This is a genomic window from Actomonas aquatica (assembly GCF_019679435.2).
Lineage (GTDB): Bacteria > Verrucomicrobiota > Verrucomicrobiia > Opitutales > Opitutaceae > Actomonas > Actomonas aquatica.
The window spans coordinates 5,500,050-5,523,324 of record NZ_CP139781.1 but is presented as its reverse complement, the minus strand read 5'-3'; the positions used below and the strand labels follow the sequence as shown (position 1 = coordinate 5,523,324).

Annotated in this window: 16 protein-coding genes; 3 read left to right on the top strand and 13 right to left on the bottom strand. The window is 64.2% G+C overall.

Annotation, left to right across the window (positions count from 1 at the left end):
• Positions 1-111: 111 nt before the first annotated feature.
• Positions 112-1,656, bottom strand: coding sequence for a sigma 54-interacting transcriptional regulator (locus K1X11_RS21080; protein WP_221029271.1), 1,545 nt, complete (start codon positions 1,654-1,656; stop codon positions 112-114).
• A gap of 169 nt (positions 1,657-1,825) precedes the next feature.
• On the opposite strand from K1X11_RS21080, the gene K1X11_RS21075 reads away from it, so the two are divergent.
• From K1X11_RS21075 to K1X11_RS21065, 3 genes are all read left to right on the top strand, one after another.
• The gene (locus K1X11_RS21075) at positions 1,826-3,868 is read left to right on the top strand and encodes a VIT and vWA domain-containing protein (RefSeq protein WP_221029272.1); all 2,043 of its coding nucleotides are present in this window, start codon (positions 1,826-1,828) and stop codon (positions 3,866-3,868) included.
• 206 nt (positions 3,869-4,074) lie between these two features.
• Positions 4,075-4,689 carry a rhombosortase gene (gene rrtA / locus K1X11_RS21070; RefSeq protein WP_221029273.1) on the top strand — a complete coding sequence of 205 codons (615 nt, stop codon included), beginning with the start codon at positions 4,075-4,077 and terminating at the stop codon, positions 4,687-4,689.
• 14 nt (positions 4,690-4,703) lie between these two features.
• Positions 4,704-5,123 carry a hypothetical protein gene (locus tag K1X11_RS21065; RefSeq protein ID WP_221029274.1) on the top strand — a complete coding sequence of 140 codons (420 nt, stop codon included), beginning with the start codon at positions 4,704-4,706 and terminating at the stop codon, positions 5,121-5,123.
• An 86-nt stretch (positions 5,124-5,209) separates the two neighbouring features.
• On the opposite strand, the gene K1X11_RS21060 is transcribed toward K1X11_RS21065, so the two are convergent.
• The 12 genes from K1X11_RS21060 to kduI (K1X11_RS21005) all read right to left on the bottom strand — a co-directional run bounded on the left by K1X11_RS21060 (position 5,210) and on the right by kduI (K1X11_RS21005) (position 23,275).
• Positions 5,210-7,555: a glycoside hydrolase family 95 protein gene (locus tag K1X11_RS21060; protein ID WP_425503787.1), complete on the bottom strand. Its 2,346-nt coding sequence runs from the start codon at positions 7,553-7,555 to the stop codon at positions 5,210-5,212.
• Positions 7,556-8,527 carry a pectinesterase family protein gene (locus K1X11_RS21055; RefSeq protein ID WP_221029276.1) on the bottom strand — a complete coding sequence of 324 codons (972 nt, stop codon included), beginning with the start codon at positions 8,525-8,527 and terminating at the stop codon, positions 7,556-7,558.
• Positions 8,528-8,579: 52 nt separating this feature from the next.
• A complete protein-coding gene (gene pelA, locus K1X11_RS21050) occupies positions 8,580-10,334 on the bottom strand; it encodes a pectate lyase (RefSeq protein ID WP_221029277.1) in 1,755 nt (584 codons plus the stop codon).
• A 26-nt stretch (positions 10,335-10,360) separates the two neighbouring features.
• Positions 10,361-11,662 (bottom strand): TRAP transporter large permease, encoded by a 1,302-nt coding sequence (locus K1X11_RS21045; protein ID WP_221029278.1) that lies wholly within the window; start codon positions 11,660-11,662, stop codon positions 10,361-10,363.
• A gap of 2 nt (positions 11,663-11,664) precedes the next feature.
• Positions 11,665-12,201, bottom strand: coding sequence for a TRAP transporter small permease (locus tag K1X11_RS21040; RefSeq protein WP_221029279.1), 537 nt, complete (start codon positions 12,199-12,201; stop codon positions 11,665-11,667).
• A 118-nt stretch (positions 12,202-12,319) separates the two neighbouring features.
• Positions 12,320-13,330: a TRAP transporter substrate-binding protein gene (locus K1X11_RS21035; RefSeq protein ID WP_221029280.1), complete on the bottom strand. Its 1,011-nt coding sequence runs from the start codon at positions 13,328-13,330 to the stop codon at positions 12,320-12,322.
• Positions 13,331-13,527: 197 nt separating this feature from the next.
• Complete coding sequence (locus tag K1X11_RS21030; RefSeq protein WP_221029281.1) at positions 13,528-16,119, bottom strand: glycoside hydrolase family 88 protein; 2,592 nt, start codon at positions 16,117-16,119, stop codon at positions 13,528-13,530.
• Positions 16,120-16,121: 2 nt separating this feature from the next.
• On the bottom strand, positions 16,122-17,318 hold the full coding sequence (locus K1X11_RS21025; RefSeq protein ID WP_221029282.1) for a DUF4861 family protein: 1,197 nt from the start codon (positions 17,316-17,318) through the stop codon (positions 16,122-16,124).
• A 101-nt stretch (positions 17,319-17,419) separates the two neighbouring features.
• Positions 17,420-18,184, bottom strand: coding sequence for a 2-dehydro-3-deoxy-D-gluconate 5-dehydrogenase KduD (gene kduD, locus K1X11_RS21020; protein ID WP_221029283.1), 765 nt, complete (start codon positions 18,182-18,184; stop codon positions 17,420-17,422).
• A 27-nt stretch (positions 18,185-18,211) separates the two neighbouring features.
• The gene (gene kduI, locus K1X11_RS21015; protein WP_221029284.1) at positions 18,212-19,042 is read right to left on the bottom strand and encodes a 5-dehydro-4-deoxy-D-glucuronate isomerase; all 831 of its coding nucleotides are present in this window, start codon (positions 19,040-19,042) and stop codon (positions 18,212-18,214) included.
• Positions 19,043-19,157: 115 nt separating this feature from the next.
• On the bottom strand, positions 19,158-22,121 hold the full coding sequence (locus tag K1X11_RS21010) for a TonB-dependent receptor (protein WP_221029285.1): 2,964 nt from the start codon (positions 22,119-22,121) through the stop codon (positions 19,158-19,160).
• Positions 22,122-22,444: 323 nt separating this feature from the next.
• Positions 22,445-23,275 (bottom strand): 5-dehydro-4-deoxy-D-glucuronate isomerase, encoded by an 831-nt coding sequence (gene kduI / locus K1X11_RS21005; protein ID WP_221029286.1) that lies wholly within the window; start codon positions 23,273-23,275, stop codon positions 22,445-22,447.

The following is a 23,275-nucleotide window of genomic DNA, read 5'->3' as shown; positions in this document are numbered from 1 at the left end:
ACACGGATGGCTCCGCCTACCGGCTCCGCTTTGGAGTCCGTAACTCAGGCTGCCTTGGCGAAACGGTAGTGGAGCCCATCCGTGTCCATCCGTGGTTAAAAAAAACCGCGCTTACCTCCGCCCGCGTTTCAGCGGCTTTGCCGGCAGGCGCGCCCGCACGGTGCGGCGGTCGACGCCGAGCTTCAGCGCCGCCGCGTCCAGGGTGCCGCATTGCCCAAAAATCTGCTGGGTGTAGGCGGTGAGCAGCGCTTCCGCGGTCATCTCTCCCGCCGCCGCCTGCGTCAGCCAATCCGCCTCGGCCGCCGCGCCGGCCACTGCGGCGGTCGGACGGTATTCGCCACGGATGAGCACGTTGCGCACGCACTGCTCCAACTCGCGGAAGTTGCCCGGCCACGGGTAGTGCGGACCCAGGTTTTGCTCGATCCACCGGCGCGCCTCCCGCGCGAACGCCGGGGCCTCGGCGTCGTCCACCCAGCGCTGGGCGATGGAGTCCACCATCACCGCCAAATCCTCCGGCCGATCATCCAGCTGCGCCCGCAGACTCGGCGTCTCGATCAGGTCCGAACACAGCCGATAATAAAAGTCCTCGCGGAACGCCCCCTGTCGCATCGCCGTCGCCAAATCGCGGTTGGTTGCGGCGATGACCTTGCCCCGAAAATGCCGCGTATCGGTGTCGCCCAGCCGCTGAAAGGTGCGCGACTGCAGCACCCGCAACAGCTTCACCTGAATGCCCGCGTCCACGTCACCAATTTCGTCCAGAAACACGCTGCCGGTTGCCGGACATTGCTCCATCCACCCTGCCCGATCAGCCACCGCACCGGTGAACGCGCCACGCCGATGCCCAAACAACTCCGACTCGATTAGCGTCGGCGACAGCGCGGAAAGATTCAGCGGAAAGAAGCCTTCCGCAAAACTGTCCGAGAATCCGCCGCCGCGCGGATCGTAGGGCACATAACGCGAAAACGAGATCGCCCGCGCCACCAGTTCCTTACCGGTGCCGGACGGCCCGGTGATGAGCGTGGCGAAGTCGCCCATCCGATCGAAGAGCACACGCCGGTAGCGACCGAGGTCGTGGGTGAAGATCGATTGCCAAATCTCCGCGCGCAGCCGCGCCATGGGTTTGGAACCGCCGACCAGCGAATGAAACACGTGGTGGAAGGCGCGGCGGATCTGAAACGCGCAGGCAAACAAGTGCGTCGCCTCCGAGCCCGGCCGCCCGGCGATCCCGGGCACCTCCATGTAGCGGGCGACGTCGTCACAAAACACCCGGTAAAATCCCGGCCGCAGCGCATCTCGCTCCCCCGCCTGCGCCCGCCGGATCACGTCGTCGAAGCGCAGTGAGTAGGTCTGGTAAAGCCAGAACCCCACCAACTCGACGTAGAGCTGCACTGTCTCCGTCGGCACCTTGCCGCGTTCCGGCCACGCCGCCCGCGCCCGCGCGATCGCGGCTTCACAACGCTCCACCAAACGCCGGTGATTGGGATGCATCTCGATGGACGGCGGCCGCGTGTTCCAGTCGCACCCCGCCTCCACAAACTCCGCCCCAAGCGCCGCCCGCTCGCAGTCCACCCGCGCCGGCAGGAAGGGGTTGGTGCCGTTGAGCCGGGCAATCGCCTCGGCCAGAGCCTGATCCGCCGTGCTGAAGACCTTTTTCATACGTTATCCGTATTTTTAAATACGTTTTATGCAGTTTTAAATATCCGTTTTCAGAACCGATAATTTTTTATCCAGCTCGTTTTCAACGCCTTAGCGTTACGCGCCCTCCCTTTGGCATCGGCTTAGCAAAGAGCAGGACCTGTTGGCAACCTTCAACCCCCAACATGTCATGAAACTGAAAACGATCCTGTTCAGCTCCGCGTTGGCCGCTTTGGCCGCCGTGTTCACCGCCACTCCGGTTCAGGCCGGCGGCACCCTCACCCCGGTCGGGTCGGCCCACGCGCCGATCCAGATCCGCAGCCATCAGGTCAACGTGACCCTCAACAACGGCTTCGCCCAAACCGAGGTGTTGCAGACCTTCTATAATCCCAATGCGGCCGACCTCGAGGCCGTCTATGCCTTCCCGGTGCCGCGCGGCGCCAGCCTCTCCGAGATCACCATCAACAACGGTGAAAAGACCCTCCAGGGCGAGGTCCTGCCCAAGGCCCAGGCCGAGCAGGTCTACGAGGAGGAAAAGGCCGCCGGAAACGACGCCGGTCTCGGCTCCAAGAACGGTTACCAAACCTACGAGTTCCGCGTGAGCCCGGTGCGCGCCGGCGCCGAAACCCGCCTGCGTTTTGTCTACTACCAACCGCTCGACATCGACACCGGCATGGGCCGCTACGTCTACCCGCAGGAAGACGGCGGCACCGACGAGGTCGCGCAGAGTTTCTGGACCGCCAACGACGTCGTCGAAGGTGAGTTGCTCTTCAACGTGGAGCTCAAGTCCGCCGTGCCGGTCGACGCCGTGCGCATCCCCGGTTTCGAAAACGCCGCCAATATCCAACAACTGGATACGGGCCACTATCAGGTCTCGCTCTCCCAGACGGGCGCCCGCCTCAACCGCGACTTTGTCTTCTACTACCGCCTCGCCGACAACCTGCCCGGCCGCGTCGAAGTCATCCCCTACCGCGCCGCCGCCGACCAACCCGGCAGCTTCATGATGGTGGTCACGCCGGGCGTCGACCTGCAGCCGCTCAACCAGGGCGCCGACTACGCCTTCGTGCTCGATACCTCGGGCTCCATGCAGGGCAAACTCCACACCCTCGCCGAGGGCGTCTCCCAAGCACTGGGCCAGATGTCGGCCCAGGATCGATTTCGCATCATCACGTTCAACAATCACGCCCGCGAGATCGTCGGCTGGAGCGCAGCTACTCCCGAGGCTGTCCGACAAGCTGTTGAGCGAGTTAAAACCCTCCAATCCTCTGGAGGCACAAATCTATACGACGGGCTTGAACTTGGCCTCCGAGATCTTGACGCCGATCGTGCAACATCTGTCGTCCTCGTTACAGACGGTGTTACCAATCAAGGCATTGTCGACCCCGCCAAGTTCCACCGCCTGGTCGGCCAATACGACATCCGCATCTTCGGATTCCTCCTGGGCAACAGCGCCAACTGGCCGCTCATGCGCACCATCGCCGACGCGACCGGTGGCTTCTACGCCGGCGTCAGCAACGCCGACGACATCGTCGGCCAGATCCTTCTGGCTAAATCAAAAGTGACCTTCGAGGCCATGCACGACGCGTCCTTCAAGTTCAAGGGCACGCGGGTCTTCGACACCACCGGCGATCATCCGAAAAAGATCTATCGCGGCCAGCAGCAGGTCATCTTCGGCCGCTACGAAAAGGCCGGCCGCGCCACCGTCGAACTCCACGCCCGCCTCACCGGCGAGGACAAGGTCTACACCACGACCTTCGACTTCCCCGAGGTCGACACCGACAACCCCGAAATCGAGCGCCTCTGGGCCATGGCCCTGATCGACCAGCTCGAGGTCAAAGCCTCCATCGGCGAACTCCCGCCCAGCGAAAGCGACGACGCCATCGAACACCTCGGCGTGCAGTATCAGCTCGTCACCGATCAGACCTCCATGGTCGTGCTCGACGACGACACCTTTGCCCGCCGCGGCATCGAACGCCGCAACCAGCAGCGCACCGCGCTCGAACACGCCGCGCAGAGCGCCCGCGCCGCCGCGCCGGTGAAAAGCTATCGCGTCGACGCCCAGCAGCCGACCTACAGCCAACCGGCCCCGCACATCAGCCGCAGCGGTGGTGGAGGCGGCGGCGCCCTCGAACGCGACGACGTGATCATGCTCACCTTCATCGCCCTGCTGCTCTGGGGCACCAAAGTCAGCCGCGATGCGATGAAGCGTAAACCGCGTCCGCGCCAGGGTTGAGGCCGTGACACCAAGCCGCGTTGGGGCGGCGCCGTCGAAGCGCCGCCCCAACGCCAAGGCCGCCACTCGCTCACGCTCGTAGCCACCTAATCCTCCATCCAACCGAACGCGGGCGACACGCCCGCGGCTACATTTCCCTCCTGATGTAGCAGCGGCCGTGTCGGCCGCTCCCTCCTGCCCCTCGGCCCGCTTCCTCCTCCACTGCCATGAAACGCTTCCCTTTCCTCACCTGCGGCCTCGCTGCCCTCGCGGTCGCGATCGCGCTGATTCCCGGCGCCACTGAACTCTTCCAATTCGACCGCTCCGCCGCGCTTGGCAGCGTGCAATGGTCCCGACTCTTCACCGCGCACCTCACCCATTTTGAGGCCGATCACCTGCGTTGGGATGTGCTCGCGCTGCTGCTCCTCGGCACCCTCGCCGAACGCACCGACCGCCGCGCCACCGCGCTCACCCTACTGCTGGCCGCGCCCGCCATCGGCCTCGGCGTGCTGCTCTTCCAACCGCACTTCGACACCTACCGCGGCCTCTCCGGACTCGACTCCGCGCTCTACGGCCTGATCACCGCCCGTCTCCTCGTCGACGGCTGGCGTGAACGCCACGACTTCACAATCAGCATCGCCGCCCTCGCGCTCATTGGCTTCGTCCTGAAAACCGGCTTCGAGCTGCTCACCGCCGAAACCGTTTTCTCCGACAGCCTCACCTTCGCCCCCGTGCCCCTCGCCCACCTCATCGGGCTCGGCGTCGGCTGCGCGGTGGCCTTTGGCTCCCAAGCGCCCAACTTGGACAACCCGCTCAACCGCCACGCCTCCTTCGCCCACTAATCCGCCTTCGCCCGATGAAAACCAAACTCCTGTTCCTCGTGCTCCTGCCGCTCTGCGGTCTGGCCGCCGCACCTGCAGCCGAAGTCACCTACGCCTTGGTGCCGAAGGCCCGCTTGGCCGCCGCCATCGAAAGCCCGAGCACCGCCCGCGCCATCGAAACGACTTGGCAAACCGAGCGCGCCAACGACACGGGCTTCGCCGCAGTAGACGACTACATGATCGTGATCTTCGTGCAGGCTCCGGCGCACCATGCACTCTGGGGCGAGCTCAGCTTGCCCGTCCCGAATGCCCAAACGCCTTACCGACTCCGGGTAAGTCTCTCGGCCGGTCACGAAGGCCTCTACGTCATCGACGGCGGCGGCACCTTCCTGAGCGAGAGCGCGCTGGTGGGAGACGAGCGCCCCTTCCGCTGGCTGGAACGCCATGTGGAGTGAGGCGCATCTCGAGGCTCGAGGTTGTAGCCGGGGTCGGTGACCCCGGTCCGGCCTCACCGAGGCCGGCTACAGCCCGTTGGCACGGTTCATTCCACCGTTGGCGGTCGCACCGCCACTTCACCGCCGGCTGGCACTACGACCGTCGTCACATCGTCGCCCACCCGCAGCTTGGCGGTGCCGCCTTGCTCTGAGCGCAGGGTGACTTCCACGACCTGACTCTCGGCCCACTGCAGATCGACTTCGAATCCGCCCCGCGCACGCAGACCCGTCACCGAGCCGTTCGGCCAGGCACTGGGCAGCGCGGGCAGCAACACGATCTCGCCGGTGTGCGATTGCAGTAGCATTTCGGCGATGCCGGCGGTGCCGCCGAAGTTGCCGTCGATCTGGAACGGCGGGTGCGCGTCAAAGAGATTTGGATACGTGCGGTCACTGCTCAGCAACAGCTCGAGGATGGAATGCGCCCAATCACCGTCGCCCAAACGCGCCGCCAAATTCATGCGCCAGCCGATGCCCCAGCCGGTCGCAAAGTCACCGCGCAACTCCAGCGAACGTCGCACCGCCGCCGCCAGTTCCGGCGTGCCGCGCGGCGTGATTTGGTTGCTGGGATAGACCGCATACAAATGCGACACGTGACGGTGATGACGCTCCGGCGCTTCGAGGTCCCAGTCTTCAATCCACTCCTGCAACTGACCACCCTTGCCGATCTGGTCCGGCGGCAGGCGATCGCGCGCCGCGGCCACCTTGGCGGCAAAGTCTGCATCCGTGCCCAACACCTTCGCCGATTCGATCACCGCCGCGAAGAGGTCCCGGAGGATCTGGTTGTCCATGGCCGGTCCGGCCACGATCGACACACCGTCGTGGTGCGAGTTTTCCGGCGACATCGACGGACTGGTCACGAGGTAGGTTTGACCGTCGTGCTCCAGCTCCACCATGGCATCGAGGAAGAATTGGGCCGAGCCCTTCAGGGCCGGGTAAACCTCCGCCAGGTAAGCCTCATCGCCCGAGAACAGGTAGTGCTCCCAGAGGTGGGTGCAGAGCCAAGCGCCGCCGGTCGGCCACATGCCCCACAGCGCGCCGTCGACCGCCCCGGTGGAGCGCCACAGGTCAGTGTTGTGATGCGCCACCCAACCGTCGGCGTCGTAGTGCGCACGCGCCATCACCTGGCCGGTCTGGGCGAGCTCCTGCACCATGGTGGTGAGCGGTTCGACACACTCGGCGAGGTTGGTCGTCTCGGCCGGCCAGTAGTTCATCTGCGCGTTGATGTTCAGCGTGTAGTTGCCGTTCCACGGCGGCGTGAGACTGGCGTTCCAGATGCCCTGAAGGTTGGCCGGCTGCGTGCCCGGACGGGAGCTGCTGATGAGGAGGTAACGCCCGTATTGAAAATACAAAGCCGCCAGATCGGGATCGGCGTGATCGCGCGATTGCAACACCCGCTCGTCGGTCGGCAGGTCCGCCGCCGGCGAGGTGCCGAGGTCGAGGGACACGCGATCGAAGAGCCGCTGATGCTCCGCCACGTGCGCCTCGCGCAGCGCCGTGGCCGACTTCGCCGCCGCCGCGTCGAGCACCGCGAGATTGCGGGCAGTCGGGTCGCCGGACACGTCGTCGTAGCTCACGTAACTGGTCGCCGCCGCCAACAACAGGCGCGCGTGGGTCGCGCCGCGAAAATGGATTTGCCCGCCCTCGGCCACGATCTCGCCGTCCGCCTCGACGACGCGCAGACGCGCTTCGAAGGTGAGCGCACCTTTGATGCTGGCGTAGTCGGTGTTGCGCCCGGCCAAAACGAGGTCGCCGTTGTCGGCCACCGTCACCGTCGTCACCTGCGGCGACTGAAAGGCGAGGCTGGCGTTGAGTTGTCCGCCCCACTCCGGGTGGTCCGGATTGGCGCCGGTGAGTTCGATGACCATGACCTGATCGACCGGGCTCACGTAGATGTCGCGGGTGAAACTCGCGCCGTTGAAACCAAACTCGGTGTGCGCGATGGCCGTGCTCAGGTCGAGTTCCCGCCGATAGCCACGCACCTTCTCGCTGTTGGGCATGGTGATGAGCAGGTCGCCGACAGTCTGATACGGCATCTCCGTCATCGGATCGGCCATGAACCGCGCCTGCGCCATGGCTTGGGCGGCGGCGTAGTCCCCCGCCGCAATCAGGCGGCGAATCTCGGGCAACGCCTCCAGCGCGCCTTCGCGGGTGGGCTGAAACGGTCCACCGCCCCACAGGGTGTCTTCGTTGAGCTGGATACGCTCCATCTCCACCCCGCCAAACACCATGCCGCCGAGGCGACCGTTGCCGATCGGCAGCGCTTCCACCCACTTGGAAGCGGGTTCGTCATACCAGAGCTTCAGCCGGTCGGCCGTATCGGCCAGCACCGCCGTGCAAAGACTCAGGACACCGAGGAGAGCGAACAGGGTTTTCACGCTCCCCAAACGGGACATTTAACGCGAAACCGGCAACGGAATTTGCCAGTTGTCGTCGCCGGCCAGGATCGTCGCGGCCGTCCAGTCGCCCACGGCCTCGCTGATGGTTTTGGCCCAACCGACACGAGCCGCGTTGTTCGCGCCCTCACCGCGGCTGGCGATTTCGACATAACGGGAGGTGAGCTCGCGCTCCGGTTGGCCCCAGTTGTGCCAGCCTGCCGCCTTCACCACCGCGCTCATTTCAGTGCGCACAAACGCAGTCTGGGCGTGGGCGCGCCACGGGCGGCCGAGGAAGGTTTCAACGTCTTCGACGCCGGTGATGGAGCAGTCGAGGAACGTCAGCCCGTGCGCCTGATCCCACGGCGTCGACGCGGCGGTGATGTAACCCTTGCCCACACAATGGATGTGCGTGCGCTCAAAGACGGCGTTGGCTCCGCCGAAGATGAAATCGACGTGTCCCTCAATGTAACTGTCGGCGAAGTAGTGGCGGCCGCGATTCACCAGAATCGTATCCTGCCAGCCGAGGAAGCGGCAGTTGCGAAACACCACCCGATCGCCGTCAACGCGGAGGGCGAGCGCTTGCCCGACCGGACCGGCGTCGTTGGCAATCGTCAGGTTCTCGACCACAAACCCGTCGCCGTCGACCTGCAGGGTCGGGGTGCGGAAGGTGCCGATCTTCTTGCCGTCCGGACCTGTCATGTTGGCGTGGATACCCTCGACCAGAATCGTCGTCTCCGGATCTTCGCCGATGAGCGCGATGTTGCCGCGTTCGCGTTGGACGATGACCCGCTCGCGATAGGTGCCCGGTTTCACCAAAATCACCCAACGCTCACCGCCACCCGGTTCCGCGCGCTTCTGGTCGGCACCGTAGATGGCCTTTTCGATCGAGATGTAGTCACCGCTGCCGTCCAGCGCGACGATGGCATCGGGTTGCAGGGCAAACAGCGACGCGGCCGAGCCGAGGAGACAGAGGAGCAGGGATCGCAACATGGTGAAATGGGGGCAGAGGTCTTGAGGTCGAACAGAGAGCGAGACGGAGCAGTCAGGGTGTCGGGGCTTCGCTTATCGCGGTCCAATCCACCATCTCTGCGATCGGCAGCTCCAACCGACGCAGTTCTTCGGCCACGAGTATCGCGACCCGGCGGGCGCCCATCGGTGAATAGTGCGTGTCGTCCTGCACGCCTGCTGGTCGAGTGGGCAAGGCGCCTTCGTCATACCAGAGATGCAGGGCTTTGCTGTCCTCGAGCCCGAGGCTGCGCTCCAGCGCCGTGGTGCGCTCCTCCATCTCCAGCAGCGGCACGCCTTCGGCCGCGGCCACGGCGCGCACCGCGTCCGGGTAGTCGCCATGGGTGGGCACCAGATCGGTGCCGGCGTCGTTCCATTTGCGACGGGCCACCGAGGGCGCGAGCACGGGATGCGCCCCGCGCGCCCGCACTTCATGCACAAATCGGGTGAGGTTCGCGCGGTAGGTCCCCCCCGGGGCCGGATCGGTGTAGCGGTCGGGCGAATTCACCTTCTCATCGTTGTGGCCAAACTGGATGATGACCCAGTCGCCGGCGCGCAGGTCGGCCAAAAGTTCGTCCCAACGGCCTTCGTCGATGAAGGACTTGGTGCTGCGACCGTTGAGCGCGCGGTTGTCGACATGCCAACCGGGTTTGACGATCTCACGCAGCGCCTGGCCCCAGCCACGTTCCGGATCGGTGAGACGCGGTTTGTCGGCGGCGGTCGAATCGCCCGCGATGAAGAGCACCGGATGTTCGGACTGACGCGCGAGCTGCCGCAGCCAGGCCAGATACTCCTTGCCGATCAGATCCTGCGCCCAGGAACCGTAGTAACCGTAACCGGTGCGGCGCTCGTGCTCGACCTCCGTCAGGTCATAATGCACCACCGCGTCGCGGCCCAGAAAGATGGGGCGATCAGTGCCGAGCTCGTAAAACCGCGCCCAGGTGTCGGATTTGGGATCGTCGAGCAACACCTGGTCCTCCTTGGAGCGTTCGGCGCGTTTGCCGGGAAGCGCGGTCGCCTCGAACCACGCCACCGCCGCCTTCACCGCAGTCACAAGTTGTGGGCTCGGTTGCTCCACGCTCATGAGAAATCGCACGATACCCACCGACTCGGCGCCCGAGAGCGAGGCGGGTTCGAACTTCCGCGCGGGGGCGGGCTCGAGCGTGTTCTCGTCGTGCTGGGCACACCACACCGTCAACCGACCGTCGACCCGCACTTGGGTGGCGAGGATGCAGGCCAGCCCACGTTCCACCGCCTGCCGCATCTCGGCGCGCATCGCCTCGTCGACGAGGCCGGCCCAAACCTCTTCCCCGGCCGCAGCGTCGCGCAGGATCTCCAGCACATTCACCATCGCGTTGTCGTTGTAGGTGATGTGGCTGTAGTAACCCTTGCGCAGCGGATAAAACTGGGGCCAGCCGCCATTGTCGTATTGGGCATCAAGCAGGTAACGCAGGCCACGCCGCACCGCCACCGTCAGGTGCTCATCACCGGTGGCCTGGGCGATCCGCGCGAGCAGCCGGATCTGCGTGGTGGTGCCACCATTGTCGATCGTCGGGGCCTTCTCTTTCGCCGACCGCGCCAAAAACTCCGCCGACGGCGGTGCCGTCATGTCGGTGTTTTTAGGCCAACCGCCCGTCTCATTCTGGTAGGCGATCACGGCTTGACCGACGGCCAGGGCCTCCGCGCTGCCATACCAGTCGGCGGGTTGTTTGAGGATGCTGCGCCACGACGGCGCAGCGCTCAGGGAGGCCAAGGCAACGCAGGCGAAGATCGCGGTCAGAGAAGCCCGCATGGTTAATGGGAGACGTTGGGGGGGGGTTACATCAGGCCCAGCCAACGCGGCAGCGCGGTGGACAGAGCGGGCCAGTAGGTGACGAGCAGCAACGCGGCGAGCATTGCGAAAAAGAACGGAATCATGGGCGCGATCACCCGCGAGATGCTGGTGCGTCCCACGCTACAGCTCACAAACATGCAGGCGCCCACCGGCGGCGTGCAGAGGCCGATGCAGAGGTTGGCGATGAGCACGATGCCAAACTGCACCGGATCCATCCCGAGCTTCATTACCACGGGCAGGAAGATCGGCGTAAAAATCAGCACCGCCGGCGTCATGTCCATGAAGGTGCCGACGATCAGCAGCAGCACGTTGATGAGCAGCAGAATGACGATGGGATTGTCCGACAAACCGATCATCGCCGAGCTCACCAGATCCGGCACGCGCTCGTAAGCGAGCACCCAACTCATGGCCTGACTCGCGCCCACCAGCAGCATGACCACCGCGGTGGTTTTGGCGGCGCGCAGCAGGATCTCCGGCAGGTGCGACAGCGGAATCTCCCGGTAGATCACCACGCCGAGGATGAAGGCGTAAGCCACCGCAATGGCGGAGGCTTCGGTGGCGGAAAACACGCCGCCCAGGATACCGCCGAGCACGATGATGATGAGCAACAGGCTGGGCAGCGCCCCGCCGAGCGAGCGACCGAAGGGCGGCAGCTCGATTTCACCCGCATCAGCCTGCAAGGCGCCGGAGCGCATACTGAGCATGAGGCTTACCGCCATGATGAGCAGACCGGTCACAATGCCCGGAATCACACCCGCCATGAAGAGCGCGGCGACCGAGACGTTGCCGGCCACCACCGCAAAAACGATCATGATGTTGCTCGGCGGGATGAGCAGACCGGTCGTGGCCGAGGTCGCGGTGAGCGCCACGGCAAACTCCCGCTTGTAGCCCTTGCGCTCCATCTCGGGGATGAGCGAACCACCGATCGACGACACCGCCGCGGCCGCCGATCCCGACACCGCGCCAAACATCATGCAGGTGAGCGTGTTCACGTAGGCGAGACCACCCGGCAGGCGGCCCACCATGGCGGCCGCGAAGTTGGTTAATCGCCGCGACATGCCACCCTCGCCCATCAGGACGCCGGCGAGCACGAAGAAGGGAATGGCCAACAAGGGGAAACTCGCGATGCCGGCCGAGGTGCGCTGCGCCATGACGTAGCCGGCCGAGCCGTCGCCCAGACTCAGAATCGTCGCCGTAGCGGCGAGACCAATACAGACGGCCACCGGCACGTTGAGCACGAGCAGGCCGACAAAGATGACGAGCAGGATGAGGACTTCGATGCTCATGGTCAGTCGATCTCCTTTCCGATCAGATCAGCCGAGGCCGTGGTGCGGCCGGTGACGAGGTGTTCAATGGAGAAGGCGAGAATGAAGAGGCCGCTGAGCGGCACGACGCTGTAGAGGTAACCCACCTTCCAGCCCATGGCCGGTGTCACCTGACCGGAGCGCAGGGTCTCACTCACCAGCATGAAACCGCCGTAAATGAGCACGAAGCCCGCAAAGGCCATGACCGCGAGCTCCGCCACGATGGCGGTGAAACGACGCGCGCTCGGATCGAGTTTACCCACAAAATAGTCGACGCCCAGATGCCCGCGCTCGCGGAACATGAGCGCCGCTCCGAGCAGTGACACCCACACGATGGCGTAGATGGCAAACTCCTCCGTCCAGCGACTCTGGGAGCCGAGCACGTAGCGCGAAAGCACGCCCCACAACACATCGAGCGTGAGCAGCGCGAAGAGCACGATGGTGAGCCATTGCAGGCCGACCACCACGGTCGCCCAGAGCCGGTTGCTCGGGGTCGGTTCGTTGCCGAGACGGTAACTCATTGGAGGACCTCCTCGCCGTCAGGTTGTAGCCACGAGCGTGAGCGAGTGGAGACGATGGACGGTGCAGCCACTCGCTCACGCTCGTAGCCACTTTCCAAAAGACGCTTCTGCCGCCTCATCACTGCACCTCCCGGATGCGGGCGGCCAGGCGGCCGATGGGCGTGTCCTTAAATTGTTCATACAACGGCGCGGTCGCCTCGACAAAGGGCGTCTTGTCGGGACGGTAAACCGTCACGCCGGCGGCCTCGACCTGCTCCAACGCCTCCTCGGTCTTCTCGGTCCAGAGCGCGCGCTGGAAATCCACCGACTCCATCGCGGCCTGTTCCACCCAGGCCTGCTGCTGCGGGCTGAGGGTGTCCCAGATCTTCTGGCTGAAGATGACCATGTCGGGGATGCGGGTGTGCTCATCGAGCGAGTAGTATTTGGCCACCTCGTAGTGGCGGCTGGTGAGGAAACTGGGCGGGTTGTTCTCCGCACCGTCCACCATGCGTTGCTGCAGAGCGGTGTAGAGTTCGCCCCACGGAATCGGCGTGGGCGCGCCGTCCATGGTCGAGATGAGGTCCATGGCCATGCGGCTCTGCAGGGTGCGGATCTTCTGTCCTTTCACTGCCTCTGGATCAAGGATGGGCCCGTCGATAGTATAGAAGCTCCGGCTGCCGGAATCGTAATAACACAGGCCGTGAATGCCAACCGGGGCACCGGCCTCGAGCAGTTCCTTGCCGATCGGGCCGTTGAGCACGGTCCAGTAGTGCTCGTCGTCGCGGAAGAGATACGGCAGGCCGAAGACCGCCATCTCCGGCACAAAGCCCTCCATGGCCGCGGCGGAGGTCTTCACCATGGCGAGGGCGCCGCGTTGCAGCTGCTCCACCGTCTCCGGTTCCGAGCCGAGCTGGCCGTTGGGGAAAATCTGGATCTCCATCTGCCCGCCGGAAATCTCGGCGAGGCGCTGCGCCATAAATTCCATGCCGGCGTGCACCGGATGGGACTGGTCGAGCGCGTGGCCCAGTTTCAGGACCCGGGCGGCGCCGCCATCGGTCTTGGCGGAGCGCTGGATGAAGACGAAGCACGTGGCGGTGACGAGGGCACCGAGCACGAGGCCGACAGCGAGAAAGGAGGTTTCCTTGCGCATGAAAGGGGAAGAGGGGGTTACGAACGGGATAAGGATGACCGGCAAGCGTCACCCGGGTGCCATGCGACCGTCGAAAAACGGGCGCATGGCACGGGAGAAAAAGTGCGGTCAGAGCGTAGCGCAATGCCGCTTAGCGCCGGAGGCGCTAATCCGCATGGTGATTGTCAAAATCCGCAGCGCCGTGCCACTGCTTGGCATCAGTGCCCCACCCCGTGGCGGGTGGTCGGCGGCGGCACGGAGTTGCGCCCTTTAGCGCCGCCTTCCGGCGTGATCGTGACGTTCTCGAAGGTGACTTTGCCGGCGTGCGAGAGCACTTCCGTGGAGGTGACACCGGAGAAGGTGCTGTTCTTGATGCGGATGTTTTCGATGACCGCCCCCTCGAAGCCTTGCACAAACATCACGCGCGGGCTGGCCGTGCTGGTGACGTTGTCGATCTCGACGTTGCGCACGATGGGCATGTGGTCGCCGTTGGCGCCCTCCTCGTAGAGCAGGTCGATCGTGAGCACGGCCTCGGCGACGGTGCCGATTGTGACATTGCGCATGAACACGTTCTCCAGAATGCCGCCGCGCACGGCGTTGTTTTTGAAGCGCAGGGCGCGGTCGAGATTGGGGCTGTCCATCTCGCAGTTTTCGACAAACACGTTGCGGATGTGACCCGAGCATTCGCTGCCGAGCACAACGCCGCCGTGGCCGTCCTTCATGATGGAATTGCGCACGATGATGTTCTGCGACGGCACATCGATGCGGCGGCCGTCGTTGTTACGGCCGGACTTGATCGCGATGCAGTCATCACCGGTGTCGAAGAGGCAGTCCTCGATGAGCACGTCCTGGGACGACTCGGGATTACAACCGTCGTTGTTGGGCCCGTGCGTCGTGATGGTGAGGCCGCGCACGGTGATGTTGCGCGAGAGCACCGGGTGCACTTCCCACATGGGCGAACGCAGGATGGTAACGCCCTCGATGAGGATGTTTTCGCAGCGGTAAGGCTGGATGAAGTTGGGCCGCAGGTGGGTGCCCGGACCAAAAACGCGCTCCTCCACCGGCACTCCGGCTTCGGCCATGGCGAAGAGTTTGTTGCGATCGGGCACCTGCAGGCGCTCGGCGCTCTTCACGCTCTTATTGTTCCAGCCCCACCAATTGTCCCAGTCGGCTTGACCATCGAGGGTGCCCTCGCCCGTCACGGCAATGTTCTGCTGCTCCCAGGCGTAGATGAACGGCGAGTAGTTCATGCACTCCATGCCTTCCCAACGGGTGTAAACCAGCGGGTAGTCGGCGGGATCGGTGGAGAACTTGAGCACGGCACCGGCGCTGATGTGCAGGTTGACGTTGCTCTTGAGGTGGACCGCGCCGGTGAGCCATTCGCCCGGCGGCACCACCACCCGCCCGCCCCCGGCGGCGTGCGCGGCGGCAATGGCATCGGCGATGGCCTGGGTCGCTTTGACGGTGGCACCTTCCTGCGCGCCGAAATCGGTGATGGGGAAATCGCGATCCGGGAACGTCGGCGCCGAGATGCGCGCGAGCACCCGCTCGTAGTCGGCCCAACCGGTGACGCGCAACGGCGTGGCGGAGGCGGGCGTGGTGAGCAGTTGCTGCACCTGCATGCCGGCGCCGATGAACGGGCCGGTGCCCTTGGGGTCGTTGTTGATGATCGGCTCGCTGATGTAGTAGTCGAAGGAACCATCGCGGGCGCGCCCGGCGCTGTTGGTGTAACCCAGACCGGCCACCGCGCAGCAGCGGGTGAGATCGGTGAGGCCCTCGTCATTCACGCGGACAAACTCTTTGATGATACCGGCGTAGGCTTTGCGGATGACCGGCTCATAGCGGTCGCGCGGCAGGTAGCCCTTGTTGACGGCCTTGGCCAGGGCGTAGACAAACTGCGAGGAAGCGGTGGCTTCGAGGTAGTTGCCCTCGCGGTGCGGCTGATCGAGCACCTGCCACCACACGCCCGTATCCGGATCCTGGTGACGCTCGAGGCCAGCGGCGACGCGTCGCAGGATTTCGACGATGGACTCCACGTCATGGTGGATGCCCGGAATAAAATCGAGGGAGTCAACCAGCGCCATGGCATACCATCCCTCGGCGCGCCCCCAGAAGTTGGGCGACAGGCCGGTTTCGGGATCGGCCCAGGACTGGGCGCGGGCTTCGTCCCAACCGTGACGATGCAGACCGACCTCGGGCACGTAGGTGTGCCGGTCGATCATGATGAGCTGTTTGGCGACGTCGTCGTAGGCGGCCGGCTCGTCGAACATCTTGCCATACGCGGCGTAAAACGGCGCGGCCATGTAGAGGCCGTCGAGCCACATCTGGTGCGGATAACGCTGTTTGTGCCAGAAGCCGCCCTCGCTGGTGCGCGGATGCTGGCGGAGCTGCTCGCGCACGGTGTCGGAAGCGATCTTGAAGCGTTCGTCGCCGGTGCGTTCGTAGAGGCGCAGGGTCACCTTGCCGGGCGTGACCATGTCGATGTTGTAGTCCGACATCTTGTAGGTGCGGATCGTGCCGTCGGGCGCCACGAAACTGCCCACGATGCCGGCGGCGTAGTCGCGCAGATCGTCGTCACCGATGGTCTCGGCGAGATCGAGCATGAAGAGCGACAGCAACCCGGAGGTGTAATCCCAACGTGCCCGCGGCGCGCCCTCGAAGTAGAGCCGCTCGCCGTAACGGGCGCGTTCGGATTCGGCCAGGCGTTGCGACCACTCGAGCGGAGTGGCACCACCAAATTGCGTCACCTGCGCGAGCAGGGGGCTGACCAAAAGAGCGAGGAGAGATAGGAGCGAAACAGAGCGCTGCATGATCATTGAGCGGGGTCGAAGGTGAGTGTGAGCGGCGACGTGAGCCGGCTGAAGAATTGGGTCAGATAAACCTTCCAGGCGTCGTGCGAAGGAAAGTGGCCGGAGAGCGACCATCCACCACCGGCGTAGTAGGTCACCACGCTGCCGTCGGCCACCGTGACGAGCAGGTAGTCATTGGCGTCGTCGCGAGCGGAGCCGGCGACGGTCGTGCCGGGAGCGAGAACGACGGCGGTGCCGAGCGCGCCATGATCGTCGGGATACACCGACCAGTTGCTGATGAAACCGGCCGCGTCGGCGACGGACTGGACTTCCGGGTTCATCTCGTCGCGGCGCGTGAGGCCGAAGGCCACCACCGCGCTGTCGGCCCCGGTCAGAGTGAAGCGGCTTTCAATGCGGTCGAGGTTGCGACCGGCATCGACGATGAAACGTTTGGTTTCGGTGAGGGTGGCGCCCTCCCCTAGTTCGATCGGCGCGTAATCGAGTTCAAAGACAGCGCGCAGCGGGCCGTTGGCCAGCACGCGGGCGGCCTGCCAGTTGCCGGCGCTGTGGGCGGCGCCCTCGAGCCACGCGGCGGTGCCGCCGACGCCGGCGTTGGTGCCGACGGAATACATGTCGAGGCCTTCACCGCTATCGACGTGGTAGGCGTCGTGACCTTTCAAATACCAGCGGTCAACAATGAGGTAAGGCACACGTTTGGCCCAATAATCGAGACCGGCACTGCGCAACTGGCTCTTGCCGGCTTCGGGGGTGTTGAGACGCGGACCGTAGGCGCGATGACCCATGCGGTCGTTTTCCCAAGCGAAGTCGTCGAGGCGTTCCGGCACATGACGGGCAAAAACGCGGGACGGAAACGGCGGCACGACGGCGTCGGTCGTCTCGATGAGGAAGGTCGCGCTCGTTTCGCCGGCGGCAAAATCGTAATGCCACAACAGATCGTCGTAACGGGCCGGGCGGATGTTGGGTGTGAAGTTGGTGATTTGAAACGGCAGCAGCGCACCGGTATCGGCGCGGCGCACCTGCACGTGATCGAAGCGCACGTCGGGCAGACGTTCGCGCACGGCGGCGAAGGGCACGGAGATGATCGCGTCGGGCCGGGCGGCGGAGTCGTCACGCGAAACGGTGACGCGGAAATGTTCGGCGGACAGCGGAACGGCGAGGAAGGCCGCCAGCAGCAGCGCCAGGGGGCGGAATCGGAACATGGGAAGCAACGGGCTTTGGTCGCCCTTCGCTTCGGTTCGCCGCCCCCGCCACTCGGAGCGGCGAAAGCGGCGAACCAGAGCGAGGGGCGAGAGTTGGAGGGTTAGCGAGCGAGCCAACCGCCATCGACGGCCAGCACGGTGCCGTGCACATAGGCAGCGGCGGGAGAGGAGAGAAATACGGCGGCGCCCACCAGGTCGGACGGGTCGCCCCAACGACCGGCCGGGATGCGCTCGAGGATGGCTTGGTTGCGGGCCGTGTCGGCGCGGAGCGCAGCGGTGTTGTCGGTGGCGATGTAACCGGGCGCGATGGCGTTCACGTTGATGCCCTGCGAGGCGAGTTCGTTGGCGAGCGCGCGGGTGATGCCAAGCACGGCGCTTTTGGAGGCGGTGTAGGCGACCACCCGGATGCCGCCCTGGAAGGACAACATGGAAGCGATGTTGATGATGCGCCCGCCGCGTTTGCCGGCGAGGCACGACTGGGCAAAGGCCTGGCTGAGCTCGAAGACAGCGTCGAGGTTGACGGCCATGACCTCGTCCCAGTCCTGCTTGGAGTATTCCGGGAAGTCGGCGCGGCGGATGATGCCGGCGTTGTTGATGAGGATGGTCGGAGCTCCCAGCTCGGCCTCTACCTGTTGCAGGGCCTTGGCGCCCTCCCCGGCCGTGCCGAGATCGGCCGGCACCACGAGGGCCCGGCGACCGGCGGCCTGGATGGCGGCGGCGGCTTCGCTGCAGTCGCCGCGGGCGAGCAGAGCAACGTCGGCACCGGCGGCGGCGAGGCCTTGGGCGAGGGCCGCGCCGATGCCGCGGGAGGCGCCGGTCACAACCGCAATTTGGTTTTGGAGGCTAAAGCTTTCGAGTCCGTTCATTTTCCTGGGAGGTGAGTCGGTCGGAACTCAGGTCAGGTCGCTCATCGCGACGGCGTCCATGTCACTGAATTCCTGATTCTCGCCACCCATGCCCCAGACAAAGGCGTAGGCGCCGGTGCCTGCGCCGGCGTGGATGGACCACGAAGGCGAGATCACGGCGTCGCCGTCGCGCATGACGAGGTGGCGGGTGGCGGTGGGAGCGCCCATAAAGTGCATGACCACCGCATCGGGCGCGAGTCGGCAGTAGCAATACACCTCGGAGCGGCGCAGGTGGGTGTGCGGGGGCATGGTGTTCCAGACACTGCCGGGGGCGATGATGGTGAGGCCCATCACCAGTTGGCAGGTGGTCACGAGGCCCGGCGCGAAGTATTTGTAGATCGTGCGCTCGTTGGCGGTGGCGGAACTGCCGAGGGCGTTGCCGGCGATCTCGGCAAAACGCACCACCTGACTCGGATGGCTGGCGTGCGCCGGATAGCTGAGCAGGTAAAACTGCGCAGGATGGGCGGCGTCGGCCGAGGCGAATACGGGGGTGGGCGAACCACGGCCGAGGTAGAGACCATCGGAGGGCGCGAGGTCGTGGGTGGTGTCACCCACCGTCACGGAGCCGGCGCCGCCGAGGTTGATGATGCCCAGTTCACGTCGTTCGCAGAAACTGCCCGCGGCAAGATTCGCGGGCGTCTCCAGCGTGATGGCGCTCGCGGTGGGAACGACCCCACCCACCACCGTGCGGTCGACATCCCAATAGTGAAGCTGCTGTTCCCCGGCGCGGAATAGGCGCGGCAAGAGGAAGCGCTCCCTCAGCTGGGCTGAGGTCAGCCGATCCAAGTCGGCCGGGTGGGAGTCGTGCAGGTGGTGCATGGCGAAAGGAGGAAAGAAAAGAGAAAGGGGGAACCGGCCCCGGCGGCTAAAACGCGCACCGGGGCCGGAGGGTTAAGGGTGATGAAGGAATGAACAGCCGTCGAACGTCAGGGGCTTAGAATTTGCCCTTGATGCCGATGGCGTATTGCACGCCGAACTCCTCGGCTTGGTAGTCGCGAGCGTAGTTGGGCAGTTCGTCGCCGTAGCGCTGCAGCAGCTGTTGCTCGTTGAGGATGTTGCGGGCGTTGAGGAACGCGGTGATGCGATCGGTGATCTTGTAATCAAAGTTCACATCCAGGTAGGTGCGGGAGTCGTAATACTCCGCGCCGTCGGTGCCGAGGCCCGAGCGGAAGGAGCGGAACTGCTCGCCGCGATGGTTCCACTTGATCTTGGCGTTGAAACGCTTGCCACCGTAGGACACGCCCCAGTTGCCGGTCTTCTCGATGAAGCCGGAGAAGTCGGCCGTGTTGTTACCGGAGAGATCCAGGAAGGTGCCGTTGGCGAAGACGGAGAAGTTCTTCCAGAAGCTCGGCAGCATGGTGAGCTGCTGGGAGTAGTTGAACTCCCAACCCGCGATCTTGGCATCACCCGAGTTGACCGTGGTGGTGAGGTCCCAGCCGAGGTATTCAGGATCGAGGTTGTAGTCGTTCAGGTCCTGCTGATCGACGAACTTCGCGATGCCACCGAAGAAGTCGGTGATGTTCTTCTGGAACACGCCGACGGAGAGCACGCCGGCCGGCTCGAAGTAATACTCCAGCGAGAGGTCGAAGTTGTCGCCGGTGTAGGGCTTCAGACCGGTGTTGCGGACCGTGATTTGGCCGCCGGGCTCGCCCGCGATCGGGTTGTCATACGGATCGATCACCGTGCCCGGGAGGATTTGGGCGAAGTCGGGACGGCCGATGGTCTTGGCGAAGGCCAGACGCAGGATGAGGTTCTGCTTGATGTTGTAGACCAGGTGAGCGCTCGGGTAGACGCCGTCGTAGGACCGGGAGACCGAGGCGGCACGACGCTGATACTGCAGGCGGCGCTGGGTGGCGACGTCGTTGCTCAGCGGGTTGCCGTTGGCATCGAGGTGACCGTCCGGATTGTAGAGGAAGCCGATGCCATCGATCTCGGTCTTCTCGTAACGGAAGCCGGTGAGGAACTTCATCTTGCCATCCATCAGCGACCAGTCGCCCTGGAGGTAAGCCGCGGAAATCTTCTCGGTCAGGTTGTAGTCATTCTGGGCGCGGTTCTGCCAGTTGTTGACGTTGGCCACGAAGTAATCCGGGTGCGCGAGGAAGTGCTGATAGACCTTGTAGGGATCAACGTATTGCGGCGCGGGCAGGCCCCAGTGCGGGTCCTGATTCACATAGATCTCGTCCATGAAGGGCGCGGCCCAGTCGTCGTTGGACTCGGCACTGCCGTCGGGACCGACGTAGTTGTAGTCGTCCTGACGACGGATGATGTCGCGCTCCTGCTCGCGCAGGTTGAGACCGGCCTTGAGCTCGAACGGCACGGCCAGATCGATGCGCTTGGTCACGTCGAGGTTGAAGCCGGTGAACTCGTCCCAGGAGTCGAATTCCTGCGAACGCACCGATCGCAGTTTGTAGTTGGACAGGTCGGTCCAGTCGACCGCCGCACCGCTGCTATCGACGATCGTCATGTCGGGCGCGTCGGTGCCGTTGATGTTGTCGTGGCGCACCGTGAGGGAACGCACGCGGGTGTTCACGCCGGAGAAGTGACCGTTCTCGATGTCGCGATACTTGTTGGTGGCGTAGGAGTAGTAGGCCCCGGCATTCACCTCGAGATCGTCGCCATAGAACTTCCAGTTCAGGTTGGCGTGGTTGGTGGTGCCGAACTTGTTGCGGAAGGACATGCCACCAGTGACTTCACCTGCGCCGGAACGGCCTTGGGTGTAGGTGTCGCTGAAGCTGCCGGTCGGAACGTTCGAGCCCGCGTTGACGTTGTAGTTACGATTGCCGAAGAAGGAATCGTAGTCGTTCCACTGATACCCGAAGCTGAGCACGCTGCGGTCGGAGACCTTCCAGTCGGCGTTGACACCGATGGAGTCGCGACGGGTTTCCTTGGGACCATCCTGCACCGTGTAAGTGCGCATGTAGGGCGTCTCGACGCTGGCGCCGCCACCACTGGTCTGCCAGGTGGTGCGGGAACGATGCTGCTCATTGAACTGGTCGGAGTGCAGACCGTTGAGGATGAAACCGAAGGTCGACGTGAGCGGGTTCGAGTAGGAGAAATCGAAACCGGGACGGATCTTGCGGGAACGTTCGACGGAAGGACCAGGCGTGCTGCTGAGGGTGAAGTCCTCGTCGCTGATGCTGGTGTAAACGCGATACTTGAACTCGGCGTTGTCGCGTTCGAAGGCGTTCTTCGAAACGAGGTTCACCGAACCGCCGAGGGAATCGGCCGGCATGGAGGGCGTCGGCACCTTCACGACTTCGAGACGGGCGACGTTATTCATCGACACCTGCTCGAGTTCGAAGGAGCGGCTGGCGCCGGAGGACGCGGCGCTGGCCATGCGGTTGCCGTCGACGTTCACCGAGGTGAACGACGAACCGAAACCGCGCACGGAGACAGAGCGCACGTCAGCGGCGACGTAATCCACCGAAACACCAGGAAGGTATTTGAGGAACTCGCCAGGGTTGCCTTCGGTGACATCACCGAAAGCGTCGGCCGAGACGACGTTCTTCAGGTTGGTGGAGAAACGTTGCTCGTTGATCGCGATGGCATCGGCGGCCTGTTCGGTCGCCTGCACGATAAACTCATCGAGCACGACCGTATCGCCATCGACGTCGCCGGTGAGGGCGGAATCCGTCAGCGCGACGTTTTGGGTCGTCGGTTGACCGGAACTGACCTGCACGGTGATCGTCTTGGTATCCAAGCCGGTGTAAAACACCTCAAGGGTGACTTCGCCGGCCGGCAGGCCGGAAATACGGTATTCACCGTAGGAGTTGGTGAACACCGTCTTGCCGGTGCCCACCGCGGTTACGCGGGCGTTGTTGAGATAGCTGCCTGTCACAGCATTGCTGACACGGCCGCTCACGGCAGCCGTGCCGTCTTGCGCCTGCAAAGCAGGCATAAACACCAGGAGGGTGAGAAGCGCCATAAAGACAGCGCGCGAGCCGAAGATGCAGGCGGACACTGCGGACCGCACTCGCATACACGAGTAGTTCGACATGGGAGGTTGGGACTAGGGGTTAGGGTATAGGTGCTACCGGGGCTGCCAAATAGCAGGGGCAACGAACCTTCTCGCTTGAAGGTTGCCCAACAAATGAACGCCTCGGAATCGTCGTCAACCCCAGTGTCTTCGTTTTTGAACACCCATTTCACATTTGAACAACGCTCCGACGTGAGCGCGCGAGTCACTCCGGTGATCGTGCCCGCGGGCCGGTGGCGAGTTCCTCAGGCGAGCGCTGTCATCGGGGCCTTGTCCATGTCGTCAAAATCCTGGTTTTCGCCCCCCATCCCCCAGACAAACGAGTAGGCGCCAGTGCCGGCTCCAGCGTGAATCGACCATGACGGTGACAACACCACCTCGCCATCGCGCAGCACAAGATTTCGGGTGCCCGAGGGCGGTCCCATGAAGTGCATCACCACCGACTCTGAATCCAATTCGCAGTAGCAATACACTTCAGAGCGACGCATGTGCGTGTGCGGCGGCATCGTGTTCCAGACACTACCCACACTCAACGTGGTGAGACCCATGACCAATTGGCAGCTGTCCACTTTCCCGGGCACGATGTATTTGTAGAGCGTGCGCGCGTTGCCGGTGCTTTGATCACCCAGACGCAGACCTTCGATCTCCGCGTGGCGCACGACCTTCGACGGGTGAGTCGCGTGCGCCGGATAACTCAGGAGATAAAAACGCGCCGGCTGGGCAGCATCACTCGAGGAAAACTCCGGGGTGGCCGAGCCACGACCGAGATAAAGCCCGTCCTTTGCCGCCAGTTCATAGGACGTCTCCCCCACCCTCACGGCGCCGGCTCCACCCAGATTGATGATACCCAATTCACGCCGCTCGCAGAAGCTGCCTGCCGCCAGGTTTGCCGGCGTTTCCAAGGTAATCACCGCATCCAGCGGCGTAATGCCCCCCACCACCGTGCGATCCACATCCCAATAGCTCAGGTGCTGTTCGCCAGGCACAAACAGGCCTTGGAGAAGGAAGCGCTCGCGCAGCTTGTCCGTGCTCAGGCAATTGAAGTCGTCAGGATGAACGTCGTGGAGATGTCGCAT

Coding starts and splice junctions, on each gene's coding strand:
- K1X11_RS21080 (WP_221029271.1), bottom strand. CDS start 1,656: ATGAAAAAGGTCTTCAGCACGGCGGATCAGGCTCTGGCCGAGGCGATT.
- K1X11_RS21075 (WP_221029272.1), top strand. CDS start 1,826: ATGAAACTGAAAACGATCCTGTTCAGCTCCGCGTTGGCCGCTTTGGCC.
- rrtA (WP_221029273.1), top strand. CDS start 4,075: ATGAAACGCTTCCCTTTCCTCACCTGCGGCCTCGCTGCCCTCGCGGTC.
- K1X11_RS21065 (WP_221029274.1), top strand. CDS start 4,704: ATGAAAACCAAACTCCTGTTCCTCGTGCTCCTGCCGCTCTGCGGTCTG.
- K1X11_RS21060 (WP_425503787.1), bottom strand. CDS start 7,555: ATGTCCCGTTTGGGGAGCGTGAAAACCCTGTTCGCTCTCCTCGGTGTC.
- K1X11_RS21055 (WP_221029276.1), bottom strand. CDS start 8,527: ATGTTGCGATCCCTGCTCCTCTGTCTCCTCGGCTCGGCCGCGTCGCTG.
- pelA (WP_221029277.1), bottom strand. CDS start 10,334: ATGCGGGCTTCTCTGACCGCGATCTTCGCCTGCGTTGCCTTGGCCTCC.
- K1X11_RS21045 (WP_221029278.1), bottom strand. CDS start 11,662: ATGAGCATCGAAGTCCTCATCCTGCTCGTCATCTTTGTCGGCCTGCTC.
- K1X11_RS21040 (WP_221029279.1), bottom strand. CDS start 12,201: ATGAGTTACCGTCTCGGCAACGAACCGACCCCGAGCAACCGGCTCTGG.
- K1X11_RS21035 (WP_221029280.1), bottom strand. CDS start 13,330: ATGCGCAAGGAAACCTCCTTTCTCGCTGTCGGCCTCGTGCTCGGTGCC.
- K1X11_RS21030 (WP_221029281.1), bottom strand. CDS start 16,119: ATGCAGCGCTCTGTTTCGCTCCTATCTCTCCTCGCTCTTTTGGTCAGC.
- K1X11_RS21025 (WP_221029282.1), bottom strand. CDS start 17,318: ATGTTCCGATTCCGCCCCCTGGCGCTGCTGCTGGCGGCCTTCCTCGCC.
- kduD (WP_221029283.1), bottom strand. CDS start 18,184: ATGAACGGACTCGAAAGCTTTAGCCTCCAAAACCAAATTGCGGTTGTG.
- kduI (WP_221029284.1), bottom strand. CDS start 19,042: ATGCACCACCTGCACGACTCCCACCCGGCCGACTTGGATCGGCTGACC.
- K1X11_RS21010 (WP_221029285.1), bottom strand. CDS start 22,121: ATGCCTGCTTTGCAGGCGCAAGACGGCACGGCTGCCGTGAGCGGCCGT.
- kduI (WP_221029286.1), bottom strand. CDS start 23,275: ATGCGACATCTCCACGACGTTCATCCTGACGACTTCAATTGCCTGAGC.